At 58.2% G+C, this 17,925-nt stretch carries 15 protein-coding genes and 1 tRNA gene; 6 read left to right on the top strand and 10 right to left on the bottom strand.

Going from position 1 to position 17,925, the window contains the following annotated elements:
* On the top strand, positions 1–669 hold a 669-nt coding region (locus tag IT585_14790), incomplete at its 5' end, for a pyridoxal-phosphate dependent enzyme (protein MCC6964516.1).
* A 72-nt stretch (positions 670–741) separates the two neighbouring features.
* Positions 742–815: transfer RNA gene (locus IT585_14785), tRNA-Val, on the top strand.
* Positions 816–858: 43 nt separating this feature from the next.
* On the opposite strand, the gene IT585_14780 is transcribed toward IT585_14785, so the two are convergent.
* The 6 genes from IT585_14780 to IT585_14755 all read right to left on the bottom strand — a co-directional run bounded on the left by IT585_14780 (position 859) and on the right by IT585_14755 (position 7,863).
* Positions 859–1,974, bottom strand: coding sequence for a hypothetical protein (locus IT585_14780; protein MCC6964515.1), 1,116 nt, complete (start codon positions 1,972–1,974; stop codon positions 859–861).
* Between the two features lie 16 nt (positions 1,975–1,990).
* Positions 1,991–2,929 (bottom strand): hypothetical protein, encoded by a 939-nt coding sequence (locus IT585_14775; GenBank protein ID MCC6964514.1) that lies wholly within the window; start codon positions 2,927–2,929, stop codon positions 1,991–1,993.
* Positions 2,930–2,937: 8 nt separating this feature from the next.
* Entirely contained in the window at positions 2,938–4,623 is a 1,686-nt protein-coding gene (locus tag IT585_14770; protein MCC6964513.1) for an HAD-IIIC family phosphatase, read from the bottom strand.
* Between the two features lies 1 nt (position 4,624).
* Positions 4,625–4,933: an acyl carrier protein gene (locus IT585_14765; GenBank protein MCC6964512.1), complete on the bottom strand. Its 309-nt coding sequence runs from the start codon at positions 4,931–4,933 to the stop codon at positions 4,625–4,627.
* 93 nt (positions 4,934–5,026) lie between these two features.
* Positions 5,027–6,877 carry an aspartyl protease family protein gene (locus IT585_14760; GenBank protein MCC6964511.1) on the bottom strand — a complete coding sequence of 617 codons (1,851 nt, stop codon included), beginning with the start codon at positions 6,875–6,877 and terminating at the stop codon, positions 5,027–5,029.
* Between the two features lie 74 nt (positions 6,878–6,951).
* The gene (locus IT585_14755; GenBank protein MCC6964510.1) at positions 6,952–7,863 is read right to left on the bottom strand and encodes a hypothetical protein; all 912 of its coding nucleotides are present in this window, start codon (positions 7,861–7,863) and stop codon (positions 6,952–6,954) included.
* A gap of 254 nt (positions 7,864–8,117) precedes the next feature.
* Between IT585_14755 and IT585_14750 the strand changes: the two genes are divergently transcribed.
* The 3 genes from IT585_14750 to IT585_14740 all read left to right on the top strand — a co-directional run bounded on the left by IT585_14750 (position 8,118) and on the right by IT585_14740 (position 12,014).
* Positions 8,118–9,440: a DEAD/DEAH box helicase gene (locus tag IT585_14750; protein ID MCC6964509.1), complete on the top strand. Its 1,323-nt coding sequence runs from the start codon at positions 8,118–8,120 to the stop codon at positions 9,438–9,440.
* A 54-nt stretch (positions 9,441–9,494) separates the two neighbouring features.
* Entirely contained in the window at positions 9,495–11,435 is a 1,941-nt protein-coding gene (locus IT585_14745) for a T9SS type A sorting domain-containing protein (GenBank protein MCC6964508.1), read from the top strand.
* 246 nt (positions 11,436–11,681) lie between these two features.
* Positions 11,682–12,014 (top strand): GYD domain-containing protein, encoded by a 333-nt coding sequence (locus tag IT585_14740; protein ID MCC6964507.1) that lies wholly within the window; start codon positions 11,682–11,684, stop codon positions 12,012–12,014.
* On the opposite strand, the gene IT585_14735 is transcribed toward IT585_14740, so the two are convergent.
* Positions 12,015–12,467, bottom strand: coding sequence for a hypothetical protein (locus tag IT585_14735; protein MCC6964506.1), 453 nt, complete (start codon positions 12,465–12,467; stop codon positions 12,015–12,017).
* 175 nt (positions 12,468–12,642) lie between these two features.
* Between IT585_14735 and pepF the strand changes: the two genes are divergently transcribed.
* Positions 12,643–14,526 (top strand): oligoendopeptidase F, encoded by a 1,884-nt coding sequence (gene pepF / locus IT585_14730; protein ID MCC6964505.1) that lies wholly within the window; start codon positions 12,643–12,645, stop codon positions 14,524–14,526.
* Between the two features lie 71 nt (positions 14,527–14,597).
* Here pepF and IT585_14725 read toward each other — a convergent pair whose 3' ends face one another.
* The 3 genes from IT585_14725 to IT585_14715 all read right to left on the bottom strand — a co-directional run.
* Positions 14,598–15,992, bottom strand: a complete 1,395-nt coding sequence (locus tag IT585_14725) for a M56 family metallopeptidase (GenBank protein ID MCC6964504.1) — start codon at positions 15,990–15,992, stop codon at positions 14,598–14,600.
* On the bottom strand, positions 15,989–16,384 hold the full coding sequence (locus IT585_14720) for a BlaI/MecI/CopY family transcriptional regulator (GenBank protein ID MCC6964503.1): 396 nt from the start codon (positions 16,382–16,384) through the stop codon (positions 15,989–15,991). The genes IT585_14725 and IT585_14720 overlap by 4 nt, the downstream gene beginning before the upstream one ends.
* Before the next feature lie 161 nt (positions 16,385–16,545).
* Positions 16,546–17,925 (bottom strand): polysaccharide biosynthesis protein (locus IT585_14715; GenBank protein MCC6964502.1); only part of this gene is annotated, 1,380 nt, incomplete at its 5' end.

Genomic DNA, 17,925 nt, shown 5'->3' with positions numbered 1-17,925 from the left:
CTGAGAATCGTCTCGTCGGACGCGTTTAGTCGAGACAAGCTCAAGCATATGGCCGCGCTGGGCGCCGAACTGACTTTGGTGCCGAGCGAGGGCGGACTGACGACGAAGAAATTGATTCTCGATATGATCGAGGCCGCGCGGGCAATGAGTCGGGAACCGCGAACCTTCTGGACTGATCAGCTCAAGAATGCCGACAGCATCAGCGGTTACTATGCGTTGGCCATGGAGATCTTGCATCACACGGGTGGTCGCATTGATGCCTTCGTGCAATGCGTCGGAACTGCCGCCTCGCTGCGCGGAGTTGCGACAGTTTTGAAAGAACTGGAGCCGAGGGTCAGGATTGTAGCCGTCGAGCCGGGCGAGTCAGCAGTTTTGTCCGGAGAGCAGCCGGGACCGCACAAGATCGAAGGAGTGGGAATCGGCTACATGCCGCCGCTCTGGGAGCCCAGTCTGGTTGATGAGGTTGTTGCCGTCAAGACGGACGATGCCAAATCAATGGCACGACGACTGGCGCACGAAGAGGGTTTGTTTGCCGGCACTTCGTCGGGAGCGAATGTCCTGGCCGCCATTCAGGTCGGTCGACGATTGGGCCCCGCCGCCAGCGTCATAACACTGATGATTGATTCCGGGTTGAAGTATCTGAGTACCGACGTCTTCGGCGCGCCGTAGCGGATTGACCTGCGAGAGAGTGCTTGACATGTTCATCCCGCCGCCGCTTCTTCTCTCGCCGCTTACGTTATTGGGCGGTTAGCTCAGTTGGTTAGAGCATCTGCCTTACACGCAGAGGGTCACTGGTTCGAGTCCAGTACCGCCCAGTTTAATAACAGCCGCCTACCGTTGGTTTCCGGGAGTCAGCGCTCACAAATGAATCGGGCCATCGCCGTCGCCGCGGTTCATATGGATTCCCGGCCAATGTTGCGCCAGGGGCGCTAATCGCTCCGTTAACGCTTTCGAGATCGCAAGCAGGAAATTTGAAGGTCCCTGAAGGTAGCCGCGCTGCTTGACCGCCGCAACCCATTTTGCGTAGGCCTGGTTTGACACGATCAAGTCAACGTCTTCCTGTTCCAGCCAATCCGTTGCAGCCGCAGCTACCGCAGCCTCATAACCGGGCAGTGCCAGATTATCAACGATTGAGCCGAGCTTCATTTTGCCGAAATGTCTGTGCTCCGACAACGGCGTCGCCAACAAGACCGCCCAGCCAACCGGCTTCTGACCGACACTGATCTTGAGAATGATGAACCGCTGATTGGCGGCCGGATAGAGAATGTTCAACACGGCCGAGCTGCGAGTCGCCGCCAGAGAGTATTGCACGTTGACATCATGCCAAAGCGCATCAGCCCAGGTTTCGAAGTTCGATACGCGTACGGCGGTTACATCGCGAACCAAGCGCCGCGATCGCGTCGCCAGCGCCTGACCCAGCCGGATTCCGACTGCGCCCAAGCCGGAAATTGCCAGGGTATCGAGCAGCGCACGGCGGGCGGAGGTCTTCCGCAGATACGTGATCTCTCGCAAGAACCGCACGGGGTGATGGACGCGAGCGACAAACGGTACTGGTGAAATGCTCCAGCCTACGGCACGCAGGAGCCGGGTGAGCGGCTCCTGAGAGCCACCGATACCGAGTGAATAGAGCAACGGCTGCCGACGCAGGGCATCGCTCAGCAGCTGCAAGCCGACTGCGGCAAACGCCTTATCGACCGCACCTTCGGATATCGGTAATTGGAAATTGCCGACAGTTACCACGTCTCCCCGCAGTACAAACTCCTGCGATTTGAGGATGTAGGCTCCGCGTACAGCATCGCCGCTGACGGCCAGAAAATATTCCTGATACAGTGATCGCCCCGGGAGTCTGGGCAACCACGCCGGCGTGGGCGTCTCCGGAAAGCGCACGTTCATCCCACCGGCCTGCAATCGGACATTGAAAGCGACTACGGCCGGTACCCAGTCTTGCGTGTAAGGGATGATTGTGATGCCCATTGCGTGCTTGCTTTGATTAGCTCGTGCCGGTAAAGAGCTTGGTGCCCAGCCAGCGGCGCTCCAGTTGTGCCCGTTCCGGCCGCGTAATGTCGCGATGACCGCGTTGCTCCAACAGATAATCGAGCAGCGTCGCCACAGGCACGAACCAGCCGTTCTTGCGCGCCAGGCGCGTCATCAGTTGTTCGAAGCGCGGGTGCAGTTTGTCATCGGCAACGAAGCCACAGGCAAAGTGGGTGTACATGATACACGCGCCGCCTTCGGCTTCCAGGCGATCCTGGTTGTGCTCAGAGATACAGCGGACAAAAGCTTTGACTTCCGGACCCTCGGAGGCAGAAAACCAGTAGTTGACGAACGGTCGGTCGGGATCGTGATACGGCATGGACGGGCAAAATTTGAGCGTGTTGATTTCGCCGGTCACGAAGTTGCGCACGTACTTGATGCGCGCCTTGCAGAGATCGCCCCAGAAGAGCGGATGATCAGGAACATGGCCGAAATAGCGGCCATGTCGGCGCCGCCGAGTCAGCAAGTTGTAGACCGTCCGATTAATGCCGCTCAGGCGGGCGCTGCCCCAGTAGATGCTTTCATCACAGCCCGTGTGATTTGCCATCGAAAGTGGATAGCTTCCGTATAGCTCGCGGAAGCGCTCCAAGCCGTGCTCAGACTCTCTGCGGGTGGAAGTATGATAGGTGGCGAGATGATAGCCGATCTCGACGCCGGCGCTCTGGAGTTGGCGCGTCCAGGCGAGATACTCCTGATCCTCACAGGTCAGACCTCCGACCCGCGGCACCGCCGCTCCGCGCAGCGGCCAGACTGACTTGGTGAATTTCATGCCGAGACCGAGGCAGAAATCGTAGACCGGTTTTGTATTGGCCAGTGTTACCAGGTCGGTGTCGTCGAAGACGGTGAAGGCGAAGTCCTTGCCCTCCGGCCAGCGTATGCGCTCAAAGTCTGCCATGATTCCTTTCAACCCCTTTCGATCTTGATCCCGGCCGGCTGGGGATACACGGCGGAGCACTCCCAACTGAACGTCGCACCGTCACTGGCTACTGAGAGCCCCGAGCGCTGCAGGAATTTCAGGCAAGGTGAATTCTTCTCCGTCTTGAGGTAGTTGAGGGTCACTGCGCGAAGATTGTCATAGCGCGCCGCTGCCACGGCAAGATGCAGCATCGTCTCTTCGACTTTGCGCCCCATCACGCGGCAACTGAGGACGAAGTCGATAATCTGCAGTTGATCGGCGGCGCATTCCCAACTGATAATCCCCGTCAGCCCTGAGTCGCCGAACTTGTCCGTCACGCGCAATGTCTTCAGCGAACGATTGGGGGAATTGAGCCAGCCAAGCAGTTCGGTCTCGGTGAGGCGACGCGTCGTGAGATTCATTTGGTTGGTCTTGTTGAGCAACTGCACTGTCCGGCTCAGGTTCACCGATTTGAGGTCTTCGACGACAACGACCGTCTGCAGGGTTTCAAGCCAGTGCTCGAACGAGCCGACCTGCTCGAGCAGTTGCGCGCGCTGTTGTTCGCCACGATACAAGTCGGTGCGGCGCAGGTCTTCTTCGCTCAGCGACGGTTGGTCGAAACAGCGCAGCTCCATCAGTGTTTGGCGATAAAGGAGCTTATCCTCAGGAAGTTCCGGTACGAGGACTTCCGGAAGAGTCTCACGCACCCGAGCGCGCTCGACGGCGCTATCATCGAGAAAGACGATTGACTGCAGGCCGAGGTTGAGTTCCGTGGCAAGGCTGACAAGATTCGCGGCCTTGTCGTCCCAGTTGATCCGCCAGGTGATGAAATCATCGCGCCGCAGGATCATTTCCGGATGCCGGTCAATCGCAGCCAGCGCCGCGGTCTCCTCATTCTTGCTGACGATCGCCAGAAGCACGCCGCGGCTCTTGAGCGACTTGAGAGCGGCCTGGAAGTCCTGATAGGCTTCGCCGGTAGGATCATGGCCGCCCAACGTCAGTTTCTCCCAGCCCAGATCGCCGACAATGCCGCCCCAGAGCGTGTTGTCGAGGTCGGTCACGATAAGCTTGCGCGAACGGCCGGCCAGCGCATCCGCCGCCGCCGTGATACTAACGGCAGCTTCCGCCAGCACTTCCTGCGCGAACGGGATCTTCGCCAGATACCAGAGTTTGGGACTGAAGGCACCGCGGCCGGCGGTTTGAATCCAGCGCCCCGTGTCCAGAACATAGAAGTTTGACTGGCTGCTCACCTTCTCGGCCAGACGCAGATTCATCCGCATCAATAGTGCACTCAGTCCAGTCGCTCCGGCGAAAGCACGGATACCGGTCGGAGCATCGTATTCGGCAGCGACCCACGAGGGGATCAGCACGGCGCCGACGTGTCCCTGCAGCGCCAACACGGCCTCGGCGAATTCATCAACCTGAGAGAGAATGCGAGCACTGTCCGTCGTTTCACCGCGCAACAGCGCGGCAAAGGCTTCGATCACACCTTGTGGTCGCGTCCAGACAACGGCGAGATCGTACGGTGTCTGCCAACACTCGAGATGGGCATCTCGCAACGTCTGGTATACCTGGCCGAAAGGCGCCAAGGTGGTCGGCATCGCCGCCGCATCGGCAGTGATCGACAAGAGTGAGGCCAGGTTACTCAGGTTAAAGTCGGAGATCAGAATGGTGCGGCGACTGTGCTGATCCAAGCTAAACTCCCGCGGTCTGTGCTTGAACGTAGCGCATGAGCGAGCCGACGGTTGCGAAGATCTGCTCTTGATTGGCCAAGACATCGGCATCGGTGAGGACAAGATTGATGCCACAGTCGGAAGTAAGCTGCTGCTCAACCGCGACGACGAAGTTGACGAATTGCAGCGAGTCCAAGGCGCCGCGCGCACCGACCAGAGGCTGCTCCTCCGATTCCGCCAGTCGTCCCGACGAGGGCAGGAGTTGATTGACGATCCGAATCGCGGCAAAAATCGCGCCGCGGATGCAGTCAGGAGATACCGGTGCAGTCATGCCGCAAGGTATACTTCCGGCGACCCGTTCGTCAATGCGAAAGCTTGCCGAGGAGAATCGCCGTGCCGGTCGAGGCCCCTCGCCGTCAAGTTCTCAAAGCAGGTCGGCCAGCGTCAGGGTCAGTTCGCGATCGCCGCCGTTGCGTTCCACGACGATGCGGTAGGCCGTGTCCGGCGCCGCCATGAACATGCCGCGAATCTCCGACAGCCCGCCAATCTTCCCGGTTGCCGTCCCGTCAATCGACTTGATCAGGTCGCCCTTCTGGAAGCCTGCCTGCGCTGAAGGCGTTCGTGGGGCAACGAAGACGACTTCGACGGCACCTCCGGCCGCACGGGCGATCTGCAGACCGGACCGGTCTTCGGGAAAATCTCTGCCGAAGTCTCGACCCGGCTCGACGATCATGCGCTCGGCGGCGTAGTCGACGTAGAGCACGAAGTGGCGAAAGATGGTATTGCCAATTATACCGAGTTCATCCGGAACCAAGAGCGAATCGAGGTTTGTCGTCGAGAAGCTAACGACCGGGCGGTTAATGGTGAAACTGGCGAAGCGGAGGCTGTCGCAGCGCACCATGGTCGCCACGTATGAAGAACCGGCACCGCGTCCCAATCGCTCCACACCAGGCCGCTGGGTCAAGCCACCGCGCAAGGCGTAGATGCCGTTGAGGGAGACGGAGGAAGCTCCCAGATCGATCAGCCAGGTGCCGCTGTAACTTCCGTCCAACACCGCCGATGCCATAAACACGCTGTTCTTCATGTGGACGTCAACCTCCCGACCGTTGCCGTTGTATTCGAATGCGGCTGGATCGTAAAAGGAGACGGTTTCATTGGCGTAGTCAACTTTGGTGACGAAGCGTGACAGAAAGTCGAAACCGAGAATGCCAACGCTTTCGATATCCAGCAAACGATTGAGTTCGGTCATATCGATGACAGCGACGGTCTGTTCATTAAACTCGATTCCTTTGATGCTGTACGCAGGTAGGCGGGCAAACTGCACGTCAACCGTGCTGTTGGCAGCTTTGCCCTTCATGTCGCCTTCGATAGTCAGCGCCAAGTCGTCGGCAAAGCCACGGTCGATCACCGACATGGCGGCGCCGGTATCCAGCACCCACCAACGCTGCTGACCGGCAACCACGACCGGAATATACAAGTGATTGCCGCGGAACTTGAATGGAATGTTCTCGGCAGAATTCCCGGCTGCAAATCGAAAGTCCGCCGCGGCCTGAGCCGGCGGTTCAAAGAGAGAAGGATCTACCCGGGGATTCGATTCGTACCTGGTGATTGTCAACTCTTGTTCCTGGCCGGTTTCCAGAGAAATCTGGCGGGTGAAAAATGCGACCTTGAGTCCGGCGACTTCGCGATAGTCGGAGTAGTAAGATTCATTGCTGCTTTCGCCTTCAATTGAAACACTCTTCCGCAACAAAAAGTCTTTGGTGTCGATGTAGTTGGTCTGCGTGTCGCCATTGATGTTATTGGTGATTTTGATGACATAGCACTCGCTGCTGTCCAGCGGTTCAACACCCAGCAAAGTCACAGCGAAGGTCGTTGATTTCAGATCGGCAAATTCGTAGTCGCCCATCCGACGTTTGACTTCGCGGCGCTTCAATGCCGCTTCATCGAGATTCGTGATCTGCTGTAACTTGCCATTGGAGTCGAGCACCCACTGCCCTTTTTCGCTCTCGCCCTGCGTGACCTTGAGCACGCGCAAATCAACCTCGGAGCGTTGCGAGTATGGTTTTTGCGTCCAGACTTTGATCGACCCGTTCAAACCGGCGAGCGCCAGCGTGCCCTCGATGTATTGTCCGCGCTCGGCCTTGAGCCGCTCCAGACCGCCGCTGGCAGCAAAGTGCCGGTTCAAAATCTCGTATGGATCCGAATGTCGCCCCTGTGCCATCGCCAGACAACACATCGTCGCCGCTCCTACTATCATGCCAATCGTGAGCTTCATCAATCAATCTCCTTCACTCAATCCAGGTTTCGATGGGAGTTGCATGTCTGCTGAACGCTTCGAGACAAGTGTCCTTACTCAGTCGTCTCAAGGTGCTGACGCAACCACGCAATTTTGTCAGCCGAACCGACAAGCTCCTGCGGCCAATTCGGGCCCAATGATTTGAACGAGACGACGCAACGCAAGGTTGCGACGTCTGATATGTCTTCAAAGTGCCGGTTGCCACCGTACTGGCGCTCGAAGAATACCGGGTAGCTGTACTTCTCCGAGAGTTCGATCATGACTTTGCCCCGCACGCCATGAAGCACAGCGCCAACCAGAGCGGCTTGATGGAGAAAGACATTGAGCGTCCGATCGACCCGGCACATCTCGTTCAACACCGGATCGCGCGCCAATTGCTCGAATGCTTCCGGCCAGCCCTGCAGGATTCCGGCGGCCGGATTGACGACCAGACTCCCCGCTTGAAAATAGGCCCGGATCTTCTGTTCGTCAGCCTGACTGAGCATTGGGAAGAGCAAGTCATCGTCAAGGTCGAGCAGGTCATAGATGCGAGTCCAGTAGGCGTTGGGCGGCAGGTCATAAAGCGAGCCGGAGCGGTTGTGCATCACGGGTCGGAAGGCCAACGCGAAGCCGGGCGGCAGAAGGAATTCGCGCGGTTCGTCCAGGACGATGGTGTCGCAATCGAGCCATGCCAGAGGCGCATCGCTGCCGGCGCTTGCTTCGGCAGCCGCTGCCGCATAGACCTTGCCGGAGTACAAGAGCCAACGATGCGACGGCGGTAAGTCTACTGGAAGAATCTGCGCCGCGGCATCGGCTATCTCACCTGCGGCTGCCCGTGCGAACAACTCACGCGGTACGCAAATCGAAACGGGTGACCCATTCAATCGACCGCCGAAACGGCGCAAGCTGTGAATCAGGCGTAGCGCACAGCACAGTTCCGCTTGTGATTCGGCATACGTGGCGATTGCGAGACGGTTCTCTGACATTCGTTGGATGCGGCTCCCTGACTATCGTACCGGTGATCGGCCTTCAAGTCAATGCTAATCATCGATACGGACGTCGCTCATAGAAGTTGCCGACTGTCCGCGCGAATTCGCTTGACTTGCCGTGGCTGATCCGGTCTATTGCATCTGCGATTACGCTTTCGCCCCATCAATCGGCTCACAGCATTGATCTCAGGCGCGTATTCCAGTGTCGCGTCTGCTGACTCGACCAGAATTGTATTTTTCAGAAAGGAACTATGAGTTCGAAGACAGCCGGTAACGGCTTCACCGGCCTCGGCATTGCCCCGGGCCTACTCGACGCAATTCGGCGTCTTAAGTTTACGGAACCGACACCGATTCAGAGGCGGTCGATACCGGTCGCGATCGACGGCAAGGACCTCATTGCGATCGCCCAGACCGGCACCGGCAAGACGCTGGCATTCGGCATTCCGATGATGCAGCGCCTGGCGCAGTTGAAGGGGCGCGGTTTGGTGATACTGCCGACGCGTGAACTGGCGGTGCAGGTTGATGAAATGCTGCAGGCGGTCGGGCGTACGCTGGGACTGCGGACGGCCGTGCTGATCGGCGGCGCACCGATGCACGCGCAGCAGCAAGCGCTCGGGCGTAAGCCGCGGATCATCATCGCTACCCCCGGCCGCTTAATCGATCACCTGGAACAGAAGACCGTTAGTCTCGCGGATATCGAAATTCTCGTGTTGGATGAGGCCGACCGCATGCTCGACATGGGGTTCGCGCCCCAGATCAACAAAATCCTGGCGACAATTCCGCGATCACGACAGACGATGCTATTCTCAGCGACGATGCCGAAGGAGATCGTCGCGATTGCGCAGAAGCACATGGAATTGCCGGTGCATGTCGAAATTGCGCGGCCCGGCACGGCAGCCGAGAAGGTTACCCAGGAGGTATTCTTCGTTGACCGCCCGGCCAAGAGCCGCCTGCTGGAAGTGCTCCTGCAACAGTATAATGGCCCGGTGCTGATCTTCACGCGCACCAAACATGCCGCACGCAAACTGAACCGCCAGGTGCGCATGATGGGGCACAAGGCGGCGGAACTGCACTCCAATCGTAGTTTGTCGCAGCGGCGCGAGGCGCTCGAAGGCTTTAAGTTCGGCAAGTACCGGATCCTGGTGGCGACCGACATCGCTGCACGCGGGATTGACGTCACCGGCATCGAACTGGTAGTCAACTATGATCTGCCCTCCAATTCAGAGGACTATGTTCACCGCATCGGCAGGACTGGGCGCGCTGGACGGGCGGGACGCGCGGTCTCATTCGCTGCGTTTGATCAGCGCGGTGAAATCAAGCGGATCGAGCAATTGATTCGCACGGCGTTGCCGGTGGCAAAACTGCCGGCGTTACCGCCGGAACGGCCGCGGGTCGAGCCGGCGCAGGTACCGGAGTCACGGCCGAGTCGTCCTCCACGCCGCAGCCCCCGACCGGTGGATCGGCGCTGGCCACGCGAACCTGCTGCTGCCGAAGCAGAGTCTTCATCGGCGCAAGCGGCCGTTCCGCGAAGCGGCCGCCGGCCACGAAAGCAACGTCCACGCCGCTGGCGTTAATTCGCCAGCAGCGCCGCTTCTATTGTTGCCAAACAAGTCGGATTTACATATCCCTTGGGCATGAAGATCGAGCAGTTTTTTGTCGTTGCTGCCTTCGCGCTGGCGCTCTGTGCTGCAGCTGCGGCGGGTCAGCTCAAGCATGTCGTGTCCCATGACAACACTATCATCAAGACCGACCCGACTACCGGTAAGAACGCCTATCCCAGTTGGGCAGTATTTCCGTCGGCGGGAACGGATTACCGCAAGGTCGATTTGCAGATTACCTACCGTTGCCCGGACGGACTTCACTGCGGTGAGTGGGACTACATCGACGCCGTAATTCTGCGGCGGACTGGCGGCCAGAGCGCGCCGACGCGCAACATCGAGATTGCTCGTTTGATCACGCCCTACGGCTGGCGCTTCGACTCGACCTGGTCGTTTACCTGGCATTCCGATATCACCGATTTCGGCTTGCTCCTGCAGGACTCGGTCGAAGTAGAATTCCTTCACACCGGCTATGAAAGCAATTCCGACCGCGGCTGGGTGGTCACGGTTGATTTCGCAATCACGGAGGGTCGCCCGGCAATGAAACCGCTGGGGATCGACACGCTTTGGTGCGGCTCGTTTCCCTACGGCGATACCGCACAGCCGATTGAAAGTCGTTTGACGCCGATAAACATCATGCCGCCGAGCCAATCTGCGTTGGCACGGCTGCGGATTCACCAGACCGGTCACGGCATGGACGATAAGGAGAACTGCGCGGAGTTTTGCAGCAAATTGCGCTGGGTGTTCGTGGATGACTCGCTATTTAACGAGCGGATGATCTGGCGGCGATGTGGTTTGAATCCGCTCTATCCGCAATCCGGAACCTGGATCTTCGATCGCGCCAACTGGTGCCCGGGGTCGGTCGTTTTTCCGGATGTCTATGATGTGCCGGTTACCGATCGCGCCCCGCGCTCGCTGGCGATTGAGATGGAACCCTACGCCAACACAAGCCAGCCGACCGCCAACTACTATATTTACAGTTACGTGATATATTACGCCGAGCCGTGGGCGCAAAACGATGTGTCGCTGGAGGAAATCGTGATCCCGAGCGATCGCGATGAGACCTCGCGGCTCAATCCCGCCTGCGCCAATCCGGTGATCGTGGTCAAGAACAACGGCAGCGAAATTTTGCGATCAATGACCGTCAGATACGGCCACGGCGTACCGCCGCCGGAGTCGCACCAATGGATCGGCAAGCTGGCGCCGCAGCAGTTGGACACGATCGAACTGCCCGGAATTATCAGCCCCAACCAGGAAAACAAGTTCATCGTTCGATTGAGCGATCCCAATGGCAGGGCCGATGAATACCCGGCGGACAACGAGGGTATCTCGCTTGTGCCGGCGACGACGATCTACGGTGGTCCGATGATCCTGTCACTGCGCACGAATGGCGACTCGGCGCAGACCGGTTATCGTCTGCTCAACTCCGACGGCACGAGTGTGCGCGAGCGCCGAGCCGGTTCCTTAACGGCGTACACCAACTATCGTGACACACTCAATTTGAGGCCGGGTTGCTATCAGCTGATCGTGTCTGACTCCGCCGGTGACGGTCTTGATTTTTGGTTCAATCCCGAAGGCGGTTACGGTTTCGTGCGTCTCCTCGACTTCAAGGGTCATCTGCTCAAAGCATTTGGCTCGGACTTTGGTAGCGAAATCAACTACTGGTTCAGGGTGGCCGAAGGTGCTCCGTCGCCAGATGTCAGCGCCGAACTTCCAATTGTGGCGCCGTTTCCACCGCGCAATCAGGGGACTTTTGAGCTCGATCTATTCTTCAACGAGCCGACTTCGATCAAGGTCGTCATCGTCAACGAGGCCGGCGATCAGATCGTCCTTGATGCCGTCTACACGGACATCAAGGAGACGATGCTGCCGGTTGACATCAGCAGCGCTCCTGACGGTGTGTATTTCGTGAAAGTGACAGCTGAGGACAAGACGGTCTCGCGGCGAGTCCGCATCAAACGCGGCAACTAATTTGCCGGCAAAGCCCTAAGTCCTTCCTGCCTTTGCGGTCAGCACAAAAAGAAGACTGGCATTTTACGAACTCCTGATTATATTCTACGTAGACAGAAGTAGCGACTATTGCGGTCGAATCCTGACCAAAGTGGGGCATGGGCGAAGGGAAGACTGAGGGGGGATCCGTGCGTTCGGGGTTGGCCGCAGTGTCTACGCTTGACCTGATTTGGGATTTGACCGACACCCTTTCGACGGAGGGAAACCATGAAGACCTATGTACTTATGAGCCGGCTTCGCGTCCAGGGACCCAGCCTGATCGAATTGGCCTCCCGGATGCGCGAAGGCGACAAGGTCGGGCGCGCCTGGGTCGATAAGGCCAAGGAGTTAGTACCGGAAGCGCGCTTCGTCGCACATTACGCTCTCCTCGGCGGCTACGATTTCATGGACATTTACGAAGCGCCGGATGAACACACGGCGGCCAAAGTTGCCATGATCGGCAGTGCATCGGGAACGTTCCAGGTCGAGACCTGGACCGCGATCCCCGATCACACTCTGGCGGAAATCGCCCGCGAGATGAAGGAGAAAGAACGAGGCTGATCAGGGTTTGGCGAGAATCACAAGTGCCGCCCCGATCAACAAGATTGCCGGCGCCAATGTCAGCAGCAGCGAAAAAGTAGTGCCTAAGGCAAACGTGAGCGGGCCGAAAAAGGGGTCATCCTTGCGCCCGGCTGCGTACAGTAGACACTCGACAATCCAGCCGGCGGTGTAGCAGACATTCGCCCCGACGGCGTACAAGACGACGAAAAAGATGACGAAGAGCGGCGGGTCAGGAAACAAGCTTTCTTCAAATTTGCCGCTCACTTCCACCAGCGAGGCGCATCCCCAGCAGATGAACGCACTCAGCAGTCCGGTTATCCCGACTGCAAGATTATACGGCACACGTCGCGATTCCCACCACAGGACGATACCGCGGTAGCCGCCGAGATTTTCGCTCCGCTGCAAGTAGGGATGGGCAACGATTGTTCGTGCCAGATTCCTCAATAGCTTCAATTCGACTTTCCCTCTCCGTCTCCACTGAAGAGTCTACTGTTTGGATTATCGGACAATCCCGGAGTTCTCACAGCAGTTCGCGAAACTCTCCTTGCATCCGAACGTAATCCTGATTATCTATCTTTCTGCTAAGATCGACCATTTGGTCAACACAACTTTCGAGGAGTGAGTTCACATGATGCATCGCAAAATGCTCGGCTTGTTGGCGCTAATGCTTCTGGCGGCGATTCTCCTGCCCGCCCGCGGCATCGCCCAGGTAAAGGAAGCCCCAACCCGGGACCAGATCGAAGACAAATACAAATGGAATCTCGCCGATTTCTATCCCTCCGATGAGGCGTGGGAAGCCGGTTTGACGGCTTTGAAGGGACGCGTCAACGAGATCACCCAGTACCAGGGTAAACTGGGCGAATCGGCGGAAAAGTTGGCGGCCTGCATGATGCTGAACGATACTCTCGGCATCGTCGCGCACCGGCTGTACGTGTATGCCAATCTCAAAGCGGACGAAGACAACCGCGTCGGCAAGTATCAGGAGATGAGCGAGCGGGCCCGGATGCTTTACTCCGACATCGGGCAAGTGACCGCCTTCATCGAGCCGGAGATTCTGACGATCCCGGAGGCAACCCTCAAGAGCTTCCTCGACAACACGAGCTTGGCCATCTACCGTTTCTATCTGGCCGACATTCTCCGCCGCAAGGCGCATATCCGCTCGCAGGAAGTCGAAGAAGTCCTGGCGCTGGCTGCGCCGGTGACCGCCGCGCCGAGCCGGATCTTCACGATGCTCGATGACGCCGATATCAAGTTCCCCGCCATCAAGGATGAAAACGGCAACGAAGTGCAGTTGACGAAGGGGCGCTACGGTCAGATTCTCGAGTCGACCAATCGCGACGTGCGCCGGGCGGCGAGTAACGCGTACAACGAAACCTATTTGGGCTATAAAAACGGCCTGGCGGCAACGCTGTCGGCCTCGGTCAACGGCGATGTCTTCTACACCAAGACGCGCGGCTACAATTCGTGTCTGGAACGCGGCTTGGACGGCGATTCGATTCCGGTCGACGTGTTCCACAGTCTGATCAAGGCCGCCAGCGAGAACCTCGCGCCGTTGCACAAATATATGCGGCTGCGTAAGGAAGCACTCGGCGTCGATACGCTGTTTGGCTTCGACCTGTCGGTGCCGCTGGTGCCGCAGAGCAAGATGACCTTCACGTACGAGCAAGCGCGTGAGTATATGCTCAAGGGTTTGCAGCCGCTCGGGAAGGAATATCTGGCGAACGTGCAGAAGGCGCTCGATTCGCGCTGGATCGACGTTTACGAGACGCAGGCCAAGGGCAGCGGGGCTTACACCTGGGGCACCTACTCGGTGCATCCCGTGATGCTGCTCAACTTCTCCGGCACGCTCGGCGATGTATTCACGCTCGCCCACGAGATGGGGCACATGATGCACAACTACTATTCGTACCAGCACGAGCCGTACATTTATGCGGGACATTCGCTCTTCACGGCCGAGGTTGCCTCAACCTGCAATGAGGCAATCATGATCAAGTACATGCTGTCGAAGACCAAGGATCGGAACGAGAAGCTGTACTTGTTGAACTACTACATCGATCAGATCATCGGCACGTTCTACACGCAGATCTGGTTCTCGGAATTCGAGTTGAAGATTCACGAGATCGTCGAGTCGGGCGGCGCGCTGTCGGCAGACGGACTGCGCAAGATCTACCGCGAGGTCTATCAGAAATACTATGGCCCCGATTTGTTTATCCCGGAGAACCGCGACCTCGGCGGACTGCGCATCAGCCACTTCTATCGCCAGTACTACGTCTATCAGTACGCCACCAGCTATGCGGCTTCGCAGATGCTGTCGCGCAAGATTTTGGCGGGCGATAAGAAAGCGGCAGCGGCTTACATGGAATTTATCAAGACCGGTTCATCCGACTATCCGGTGAATATCCTCAAGAAAGCCGGTGTCGATATGACAACGACCGAGCCGTTTGCGAACACCATTAAGACTTTCGGTGAATTGGTCGACGAATTCGAGAAGCTGCTTCTTGAGAAGAAGTAGTCTGAGAGGGCTCTGATTTGAGAAGCGACACGGTCGGGAGGATGCTCCCGACCGTGTTTGTTGGTGCACGCTTATGGCTTCTTCTTATCGCCGAGCTTGAAGCGGATCTCGTATGAGACCCAAATTGGCGTCGGTTTCCCGTCAAGAGTTGCCGGCTTCCAAACTGTCTGCCTGGTTGCGTCTAATGCCGAATCATCAAAGCACTTGTGTCCTGAAGTCTTCAGAACCATGGCTTTGACTACCGATCCGGATGTGTCGATCAGCGCCTTGACCCAGACATTTCCCTCTAAACCAACTCTGCGGGCGGAATCGGGATATACCGGCAGAACGTCCTTGATCTTGATCGGCTGGTCTGTGACTTCGACAAATTCACCCGGCGACGGCCAGTCGGAGCTGTCAGCCGCAGTCGATTTTGCCGGAGTGGTAGCCGGTTTGTCGGCGCCGACCAACTGGATCGCTGCCAACGGCAACAGCAGTAGGCAGATTGCGACGGCGGTCAGTCGGAGCAGCGGCGTCAGGTTCCGAAGCGACCGGGCGCGCGCCTGTAAGATTGACATGATTCGTTCCTCCAATTGCTTTGCCCCCAGAATTTGTGAGCCAAATGCCACGATCGCACGCGGTGGCGCACTGATGCGAGCTAGCGAGACCAGCAGATTGGCGTAGTCGGTCGCGTTGACGCCGGTACCGAGTACACCGTCGTCGCAGCAGCGCTCGGCCTCCAGCAACATTTGGCGGCGCATCAGCCAGACGAGCGGATTGTACCAGTTGACGGCCACGGCAATCGACCCAAGCACAACCGAAAGATGGTCGCGACGATGGAGGTGCAGCAACTCATGGCTGACCACCATCGCCAGTTCCTTCACCGGCCAAAGCCGTGCCGCGTCGGGCAGGATGATCGTTGGATTCCGCAATCCGGCGGCAAAGGGAATTGCGATCTCGGAGGAGAATGCCGCGCGAACCTTGCTCCGCACGTCGATCCGTCTCGCACAGCGTTCAAGCGCCGACCGGAGGGCGGACGAATCGTTGTGGAGCGCCCGACGGATCAATCGGCGCGTCATCACGATGCTAATGATGATGCGCGTCAATGCGAACCCAATTCCCCCGGCCAGGATCGCCTGCGGAAGCAGCGGCCAATAGGACCACGTCGGCACTGGTGTCCCGCCAGCGATCGCGGCGGCGCCTAACACTTCGACCGGCGGCAAGACAATCTGCCAAAGAATCGGTGATGACTCCGGCCGCCAATACTGCCAGAGCGCAACGGCCGTCGCAGTCAGCGGGATGACCACGGTCAGCAGGAGTCCCAGCCGCAGAACCAGATTGCGAATCTGCGGCAGCGCGGAATTGATCAGTCGCGCAACGGCCAGTGCCAGCACCGAGATGAACCCGCATTTCACAGCAAGACCCACCAGCGGCCAGATCACATCGCCGCTCGCCAGCCATCCCAGGACTACGATGAGGTTGTTCATTTCTTCCCGCCCTCGCGGCGATGCTCGTTGATCAAGCGCTGCAGTCGCTTCAGTTCGTCCTCCGTCATCCGTGTCGCCGACATGTCGATCAAGGTGGCCACGACATTCTCCACTGAGTTGCCGAAGAACGTCTCAACAACCCGTCCGAGCATCGTGCGCTTGACGCGCTCGCGGCTGACGACCGGGGAGTACAAGTAACGCCGGCCGTCCTTGCGGTGGCGCAAATGTCCCTTCTTGATCAGAAGCGTAAGCAGCGCCCGCACGGCCGAATAGCCTGGCGGATCAGGTATCGCTGCCTGAATCTCGGCGGCCGAGATTTCCCCGCGTTGATAGACAACATCCATGATCTGTCGCTCGCGCCGGCTCAGTTCCTGAATCAATCGTTTCGACATGACCGTATGTTCTCGCGCTTCCCCATGCAGATTGTCGACGTTTATCTGCTAAGAATTTAGCACTACCATCCGCGGGTGTCAAGAGCAAATGCGAAGTTTTTAGCATTTTGTTAGTCAGGAATCGAGTTGCGACGGTTAGAACCGGCTGAAATCGCGGACATTCAGTATCCGATTTCGGGGTCGGAAGTCGTTGTTGGTTCCGGTTTCGCCGGCCGTTTGCGCAGAAGTTCGTCGGCCATGCGGCGAAGACGTTGCCAATCCTCCGCGCCAAGAATGCGCAGGGCAAAGACTCCGCCAACGAACGCCGGCAACAACAGCAATTTGACCAATCCGATGGTTAACAGGTAGAGCCACGGGCTAATCAGTTTGAGCGCGACACTCGACAGCGCCAAGTGGGTTGCCTCGTAGGATTCGATGCCGTAGGCCGCCAGATAGACGGCGATACTGAGCAGAGTCAACCGGGCGAGCTTGCCAAGTTCGAATTTCATCGGGTAGACGCGAATCGAAAGGTACCAGTTCAGCACCGCCAGGAACAGGAAGCCGAGGGTTGATGCCCAAGCGGCGCCCAATTTGCAGAAGTGCGGAATCAGCAGAAAGTAGAAGGCGATGCTGACGGCGGTGGTGAGCGCATGCCAGTTCTTGATATAGGTCTTCTTGCTATAGTAGATGCCGCCATCGACCAGACTGCCGAACCCTTGGAAACCGTGACCGAGCACCAGAATCGGCACAATGGTGTAGCAGGCGAAGTAAGTTGGGCCAACGATGATGCCGACCAGTTCGCGGGCATAGACGCTGAACACGACGCCGCAAGCGGCATAGGCCACCATCGTGAACGTCGTCAATTGCGCCAATTGACGCGGACCTTCGGGAGAGCGCAGGGTATCAACGATGCGTGGGCTCCAGGCACGTAACACCGGACTGAAGATCAAGACGCTGAGAATTTGCGCGATCCGGTAACCGGCGGAGTAAATACCGACTTCCCCGCTCCCGCAATACTCGTTGATGACAAAACGGTCGCCACTGAAGATAATGAAGGTGAACAGACCGAGGATCGAAAACGACCAGGTGAACTTGAGAATCTCCTTCGCCAGCGGCCAATGAATCCGGCGGACCGACCGCCAGAAGACCGCGACGCCTACGCTGAGCACAAAGACACCGGCGCTGACGATCTGCGCCCACAGCACTGCCGCCACTTTGTCATCCATCATGGTCAAGAACAGAATGTTCAGGCTGAGCGTCAGGGCCAGGCGCGTGGCCGAGATGGCAACGTATTTGCCGGGTTGCTCGGTCGCCTGAAAGTAGAGGAATGGTACAACGAAGGCCATTTCGAGCAAATAGCGCAGCCCGGCCAGCGCGATGTAGTGCGACGAGTCCGCAGTGTCGAACAGCAGGCCGGCCAGTGGCTTTTGCAGGAGGACCAGCGCCAGCGCGACGACTGCCGCGATACCGACGACGACGTAGATCGACGTCCCCGTGACGCGCTTCTGGTACTCGGGCTCGGTTTGGTCGCGGTAGAACCGGATATAGGTGATGCCGTACTG

The sequence above is a fragment of the Candidatus Zixiibacteriota bacterium genome, from assembly GCA_020853795.1.
GTDB lineage: Bacteria > Zixibacteria > MSB-5A5 > CAIYYT01 > CAIYYT01 > JADJGC01.
This window is presented reverse-complemented; position numbering and strand designations above follow the sequence as displayed.

What these genes read in the sequence shown, in the direction of transcription:
- IT585_14780 (MCC6964515.1), bottom strand. Translation starts at nt 1,974, where the DNA reads ATGGGCATCACAATCATCCCTTACACGCAAGACTGGGTACCGGCCGTA.
- IT585_14760 (MCC6964511.1), bottom strand. Translation starts at nt 6,877, where the DNA reads ATGAAGCTCACGATTGGCATGATAGTAGGAGCGGCGACGATGTGTTGT.
- pepF (MCC6964505.1), top strand. Translation starts at nt 12,643, where the DNA reads ATGATGCATCGCAAAATGCTCGGCTTGTTGGCGCTAATGCTTCTGGCG.
- IT585_14725 (MCC6964504.1), bottom strand. Translation starts at nt 15,992, where the DNA reads ATGAACAACCTCATCGTAGTCCTGGGATGGCTGGCGAGCGGCGATGTG.
- IT585_14750 (MCC6964509.1), top strand. Translation starts at nt 8,118, where the DNA reads ATGAGTTCGAAGACAGCCGGTAACGGCTTCACCGGCCTCGGCATTGCC.
- IT585_14755 (MCC6964510.1), bottom strand. Translation starts at nt 7,863, where the DNA reads ATGTCAGAGAACCGTCTCGCAATCGCCACGTATGCCGAATCACAAGCG.
- IT585_14775 (MCC6964514.1), bottom strand. Translation starts at nt 2,929, where the DNA reads ATGGCAGACTTTGAGCGCATACGCTGGCCGGAGGGCAAGGACTTCGCC.
- IT585_14720 (MCC6964503.1), bottom strand. Translation starts at nt 16,384, where the DNA reads ATGTCGAAACGATTGATTCAGGAACTGAGCCGGCGCGAGCGACAGATC.
- IT585_14765 (MCC6964512.1), bottom strand. Translation starts at nt 4,933, where the DNA reads ATGACTGCACCGGTATCTCCTGACTGCATCCGCGGCGCGATTTTTGCC.
- IT585_14740 (MCC6964507.1), top strand. Translation starts at nt 11,682, where the DNA reads ATGAAGACCTATGTACTTATGAGCCGGCTTCGCGTCCAGGGACCCAGC.